Consider the following 6,984-nt stretch of genomic DNA (forward strand, 5'->3'; position numbering starts at 1 on the left):
CCAGGCCATTCGCCGCCACAAGGCGACCAGTGCATCGGTGGCGACCATCGTGGCGCTGTCGGTCGGGATCGCGACGATGGCCTTCGTCTACGAGGGCGTCGAGACCGCCGACGTGGAGCTCAACGACGGCGGGGTCTGGGTGACCAAGCCGACGGGCCTCCTCCTCGGCCACCTCAACCACCCGGCCCAGGTGATCGACGGCGGGCTCCGCACGGGATCGACCGAGTTCGACGTGCTGCAGAACGGCGACACCGTCTTCCTGCTCGACTCCTCCGGCGCCACCCTCACCCCGGTGAACCCCATGACCGTGGCGCTCGAGACGCCCGTCAACCTCCCGCCGGAGTCGACCGTCTCCCTCGGCGGCCCCACCGTCTCGCTGCTCGACCGGGAGACCGGCTCCCTCTACGCGAGCCCCGCCGACCGGGCGGGCTCGTTCGTGATCGACCCCGAGAAGCCGATGGCCTCGCTCGGCCAGGGCTCGGCCGCCGTCACCGACGTCGACGGCAACATCCACGCGCTCTCCTCCACCGACAACGCCCTCCTCACCTTCTCCCTCGACGAAGACGGCGCGCTCCCCGAGGAGCCGACGAGCACCGCACTGCCGACGATCGAGAAGGGCACGCCGATCTCCCTCACCACGGTGGGCGACTCCGCGGTGCTGTTCGACTCCTCCTCGGGCACCGTCTACCTCCCGGGCGGCGGCACCGCCGTCATCCCCGAGGCCGAGGGCGGGCTCGTGCAGGAGGCCGGCCCCGCCTCGGACGACGTGCTCATTGCCACCGCGACCGCCCTCATCCGCCAGCCGCTCGCCGGCGGCGACGCCACCGTGCTGCAGACCTCCGGCGAGCCGGGCGAGCCCGCGGCGCCGGCCTTCCTGAACGGATGCGCCTACGCGGCCTGGGCGGGATCCGCCGACTACATCCGCGACTGCTCGGGCGAGGCCAACGACGTCGAGCAGAAGATCGACGGGCTCGCGGCGAACGCCGAGCTCCGCTTCCGGGTCAACCGCGACGTGATCGTGCTCAACGACGTGTCGACCGGTGTCGTGTTCCTGGTGAACCAGGACATGAAGAAGGTCGACAACTGGGACGACATCGCGCCGCCGCCCGAGGAGAGCGACTCCGAGGAGGAGGAGGACTCCACCGAGGAGGAGCTGCAGGTCATCCTGCCCGACCGCTCCGAGGAGAACACCCCGCCCGAGGCCGTCGACGACGAGTTCGGCGTGCGGGCCGGCCGCACCGTCATCATCCCCGTGGTCGACAACGACATCGACCCCGACGGCGACGTGCTCACGGCCGCTCTCGACGGCGGTCAGCCCACCGCGGGCACGGTGCAGCGCATCCTCAACGGAGCGGCCCTGCAGGTGGTCGTCGACGAGGGCGCCTCCGGCAGCAGCCGGTTCTCCTACAAGATCGACGACGGCCGGGGCGGCACCGACACCGCCGTCGTGTCGCTGACGGTGCGCGAGGACGGCGAGAACAACGCGCCCACGCAGCGGCGCGACTCCGAGGTGCTGACCGAGGTCGGTGCCACCGTGCGGCACAACATCCTGCCCGACGTGGTCGACCCCGACGGCGACGACCTGTACGTCGTGGGCGCCTCCACCGGCACCGAGGACCAGATCCAGTACCGCCCGGACGGCGAGATCACCTTCACGAGCATCAGCACCGAGACGGGGCCGAAGAACGCGACCGTCATCGTCTCGGACGGCCGCAGCGAGACCGAGGTCGGCATCCGTTTCCTCGTCCGCGACGTGGGCTCCCTCGCCCCCGTGGCAACGATCGACCTCGTCGTCGCGACCGCGGGCGAGCGCGTGACGATCGCTCCGCTCGACAACGACCTCAGCCCGTCGGGCGCACCGCTTCGCCTCGCCAAGGTGAACGAGACGCCCGGCGCCGTCATCGAGGCCGACTACATCACGGGCGTGTTCGACTTCACCGCCGCCAACGTGGGCCAGTACTACGTGCAGTACCTCGTCTCCGACGGCCCCAAGACGGCCGAGGGCCTCGTGCGGGTCGACGTGGTCGCCCCCGACGACAGCGACGCCCCGCCGATCCCCGTGCGCGACACCGCCCAGGTGCCGACCGGGCGCTCGGCGCTGGTCAACGTGCTCGCGAACGACACCGACCCGAACGGCGGCATCCTCGCCGTGCAGTCGGTGCAGCTGCCGGCCGACGCCCCCGTGACCGTGGAGGTGCTCGAGCACGAGATCCTGCGGATCACCGACCGCGGCCTGACCGGGCCGCTCACGGTGGTCTACACCGTCTCGAACGGTGCGGCCTCGGCACGGGGAGAGGTGTTCATCACGCCCATCCCGGCACCCGAGCAGCTGCTGCCGCCGGTCGCGGTCGACGACACCGTGACCGTCCGCGCCGGCGACGTCGCCACCATCCCGGTGCTCGCCAACGACTACCACCCCAACGGCGACACCATCTCGCTCTCGCCCACGCTGATCGAACCGCTGGTCGACCCCGTCGACGGCGAGATCTTCGTGGCCGAGGACGTCGTGCGCTTCAAGGCCGGCCCCGAGGCCAAGACCGTCTACGCCACCTACGAGGTCGTCGACTCGCAGGGCCAGAAGGATGCCGGCTACGTCACCATCCGCATCGTCGCCCCGGATGCGGGCACCAACTCGCCGCCGCGGCCGCAGGACGTGACCATCCGGGCCCTGCAGGGCACGAGCGTGCGCATCCCGGTGCCGCTGGACGGCATCGACCCGGACGGCGACTCCGTACGGCTGATCGGCCAGGACTCGGCTCCCACCAAGGGCCGCATCACCGAGGTGGGCGAGTCGTGGCTCGTCTACGAGGCCTACCCCTCCTCGATCGGCACCGACACCTTCACCTACAAGGTGCGCGACAAGCTCGGCGCGACCGCCACGGCGACCGTGCTCGTGGGCATCATCCCGGCCAGCGAGTCCAACCAGCCGCCGTACGCGGTCAAGGACCTGGCCGCCGCGCGACCGGGGCGCACGCTCGCCATCGACGTGATGGCCAACGACACCGACCCCGACGGCGATCCCATCGCCATCCGCGAGAACGGCCTCGAGGTGCCCGAGGGCATCGAGGCCTCCGTCGAGGGCGGCCGCGTCATGGTGACCGCGCCGGCCCAGGCGGGCGACTACACGATCCTCTACACGATCGTCGACCGCTGGGGTGCGACCGGCGTGGGCAGCCTGCTGCTCTCGGTGAGCCCCGACGCCCCGCTCGCGAGCCCCATCGCCCGTGACGACACCGTGCCCACCTCGGATGCGCTGGACCGCCCCTACGTCGACATCGACGTGCGGGTCAACGACGACGACCCCGACGGCATCATCGACGAGCTCACCGTCTCGGTGCCCGCCACGGAGTCGAACCTCACGGCCTCGGCCGTGGGCGACGGCCTCGTGCGGATCCAGCTGCTGCCGATCTCGCAGATCATCACCTACTCCGTCACCGACCAGGACGGCCTGTCGGCCTCGGCCTTCGTGTACGTGCCCGGCATCGACGAGATGGGGCCCGTGCTCCGGCCCGGGATCGAGCCCATCGTCGTGAACGACGGCGAGACCGCCGAGATCGAGCTCGAGGACTACGTGCTCGTGGCCGAGGGCAAGACGGCCCGCATCACCGAGGCCGCCAAGGTGCGCGCCTCGATGTCGAACGGCGACGACCTGCTGGTCGACGAGAACTCGATGAAGTACACCCCGAAGGCGCGCTACGACGGCCCCGACGCCCTGAGCTTCGAGGTCACCGACGGCACGGGGCCCGACGACCCCGAGGGCAAGAAGTCGAACCTCGTCATCCCCATCGAGGTCGTCTCCGACTACAACACGCCGCCGGTCTTCGTGGGCGCCTCCGTCGACGTCGCCGCGGGCGACGGCGAGGGCACCGTCGACCTCCGCGCCAACTCCCAGGACCCGGACGAGGGCGAGCTCGAGGGCCTCACCTTCCAGATCGCCGAGAAGGAGGCCGACGACGTCTCGGCCCGCCTCGACGGCTCGACGCTCGTGGTGAGCGCCGCCGCGAACGCGCGGCTCGCCGCCTCGGCCATCCAGATCGAGGTCTCCGACGGGGTCAACCCCGCCGTCCGCGGCACCGTCACGGTCAACGTGCTCTCGACCACCCGCAACCCCCCGTCGGCGACCGACGACGTCGTGCCCCAGGCGAACCAGGGCGCGACCGTCTCGGTGCCCGTGCTCGCGAACGACTACAACCCGTTCCCCGAGACCCCGCTGACGATCACCGAGACCGTCGTGGAGACGGGCTCGGGCACCGCGTCGGCCGGCGGTTCCGATGTCTCGGTCACCCCGGCGGCCGACTTCGTGGGCACCATGGTCGTGCGCTACACGGTGCAGGATGCGACGGGCGACGCCTCGAGAGCCGCGGACGGACGCATCCGGCTCACGGTGCAGGGCCGCCCAGGCACCCCTGCCACCCCGACCGTCACGAGCATCCAGGACCGCACCGTCGTGCTGTCGTGGACGCCGCCGGTGAACAACGGCGCCGAGATCACGGGCTACACGGTGACCAGCCAGAACGGGTTCTCCCAGCAGTGCTCGTCGACGACCTGCACCCTGACCGGCCTCACGAACGACGTGGAGTACTACTTCACCGTGACCGCCACCAACTCGGTCGGCACCTCGGACCCGTCGCCCTCGTCGGGCCCCGCCCGCCCGGACGCCCGGCCCGATCAGCCGCAGCCGCCGACCCTCGTGTTCGGCGACGAGAGCCTCGCGGTCTCGTGGGTGACCCCGCCCACCCCGGGCTCCGCCGTGCAGTCGTTCAACCTCGAGATCTCCCCCGCGCCCGAGCGCGGTGCCGCGTCGCGCTACAACGTGACCGGCAACGCCCTCACCTGGGAGGGCCTCGCCAACGGCACCGCCTACCAGGTGCGCGTGCAGGCCGTGAACCGGGCTCCGGAGCCGAGCGAGTTCAGTGCCTGGTCGGCCACCGAGGTGCCGGCACGTGCTCCGGATGCGCCCGGCGCGCCCACCACGACGCCGGCCACCCCCGTGGGCAACCAGGCCCAGATCAGCGTCTCGTGGGGAGCGCCCGCCGCCAATGGCGACCCGATCTCGCTCTACACGCTCGAGACGCTCCGCGGCGGCACCCTCGTGAACTCGCAGCAGGTGGGCGGCACCTCGGCCAACGTGGCCGTCGAGGTCAACGAGACCGACTACTCGTTCCGGGTCTCCGCCCGCAACAAGGCCGGCGACGGCGCCTTCAGCACCGAGTCGGCCGGCCGACGTGGCGCGATCCCTCCGTCGGCGCCCACGGGCGTCTCGGCGGCACCGACCGGCGCCAGCGGCACCGTGAACCTGACGTTCACCCCCGGCGCCACGAACGGCAGCCGGGCGGGTGAGGTCTCGTACCAGTACCGGGTCAACCAGACCGGTGCGACCGGGGGCATCGCGGCAGGTGGCGGGCAGATCGGTGGCCTGAGCGACGGCACCGACTACACCTTCGACGTCTGGGCGGTCTCGTCGGTCGAGGGCGTCCAGCCCGGCCCGAGCGGCACGTCGAACGCGGCGAACCCCTACGGACCGCTCCGAGAGCCCTCGGTGAATGCGTCGCAGAATCCGCGCTCGGTCACGCTGAGCTGGTCTCCCCCGCCCGGCAACGGCCGCGCCCAGTCGTTCGAGGTGTACGTCGACGGCAACCTCGTCTCGCGCGACCCCTCAGGATCGACCACCGTCGGCGACGGCTACAACGAGCGCCACACCATCCGGGTCAACGTCTCGGACGCCGCCGGCCAGACCTCGGCCAAGGAGACCTCCGGCGAGAGCGGCAACCCGCCCACCCCCAAGGCGTTCATCTCCCGCGGCACACCCTGTGGCGCGGACGACGACGGCTCCAGCGGCGTCAACAACTGCTACAACCTCCGCATCACGCTCGAGGACTGGCCGGGAGGCGGCGACGTCACCTGCAACTGGTCCGGCAGCAGCTGGCCCGAGACCCTCCCGCGCAACTCGAGCAAGAACACCCAATGGTGGTCCGAGGACACCCCCGGCACCGCGTACACGCTCGAGAGCCAGGCCTCCCGCATCACCTGCGGCGGCGTGCAAGCTCAAGCCCGACGATGACCACCCACGAAAAGGACCCTCGATGACCATGACCCCCGAGCAGGCGACCTGGTTCGCCGGCACCTTCGACCGCCTCGTGCAGAACGTCGGCCTGGCCGTGCTCGGCAAGGAGCACGTCATCCGCCTCACCCTGATGGCGATGATCTCCGAAGGCCACGTGCTGCTCGAGGATGCTCCGGGAACGGGCAAGACGAGCCTCGCCAAGGCGATCGCGGCGACCGTGCAGGGCACCCATCAGCGCATCCAGTTCACCCCCGACCTGCTGCCCTCGGATGTCACGGGCGTGACGATCTACGACCAGGACACCCACAAGTTCGACTTCCACAAGGGGCCGATCTTCGCCTCGATCGTGCTCGCCGACGAGATCAACCGGGCCAGCCCGAAGACCCAGTCGGCGCTGCTCGAGGTGATGGAGGAGTCCCGCGTCTCCGTCGACGGCGTGACCCACGAGGTGGGCCGCCCGTTCCTCGTGATCGCCACCCAGAACCCCATCGAGCAGGCCGGCACCTACCGCCTGCCCGAGGCCCAGCTCGACCGCTTCCTGATCAAGACCACGATCGGCTACCCGGATCTGGCCTCGGCCGAGAAGATCCTCGCCGGCTCCGCCAACCGCAACCCCTCGTCGACGCTCTCGGCCGTCATCACCACCTCGGCCGTCGCCGACATGGCCGACCTCGCCGCCACGGTGCACGTCGATCCCGCCATCCTGCGCTACACCGCGCAGCTGGCCGAGGAGACCCGCATCGCCCCCGAGTCGCGCCTCGGCGTCTCGGTGCGTGGCGCGATGGCGCTCATCCGCGCCTCCAAGGTGTGGGCCGCCGCCCAGGGCCGCCACTACGTGCTGCCCGACGACATCAAGGAGCTCGCGGGGCCGGTCTGGACCCACCGCTTCGTGCTCGACGCGGAGGCCGAGTTCTCCGGCG

2 protein-coding genes are annotated in these 6,984 nt (G+C 71.1%); both read left to right on the forward strand.

The window, feature by feature from the left end; genetic code table 11:
- Nucleotides 1–37: 37 nt before the first annotated feature.
- The gene (locus Q0D57_RS11735) at nucleotides 38–6,061 is read left to right on the forward strand and encodes an Ig-like domain-containing protein (RefSeq protein WP_291043627.1); all 6,024 of its coding nucleotides are present in this window, start codon (nucleotides 38–40) and stop codon (nucleotides 6,059–6,061) included.
- 22 nt (nucleotides 6,062–6,083) lie between these two features.
- The coding region (locus Q0D57_RS11740) for a MoxR family ATPase (protein ID WP_291043630.1) at nucleotides 6,084–6,984 on the forward strand (901 nt) is incomplete at its 3' end.

The organism is Herbiconiux sp. (genome assembly GCF_023264895.1).
In the GTDB taxonomy this organism is placed as follows: Bacteria; Actinomycetota; Actinomycetes; order Actinomycetales; family Microbacteriaceae; genus Herbiconiux.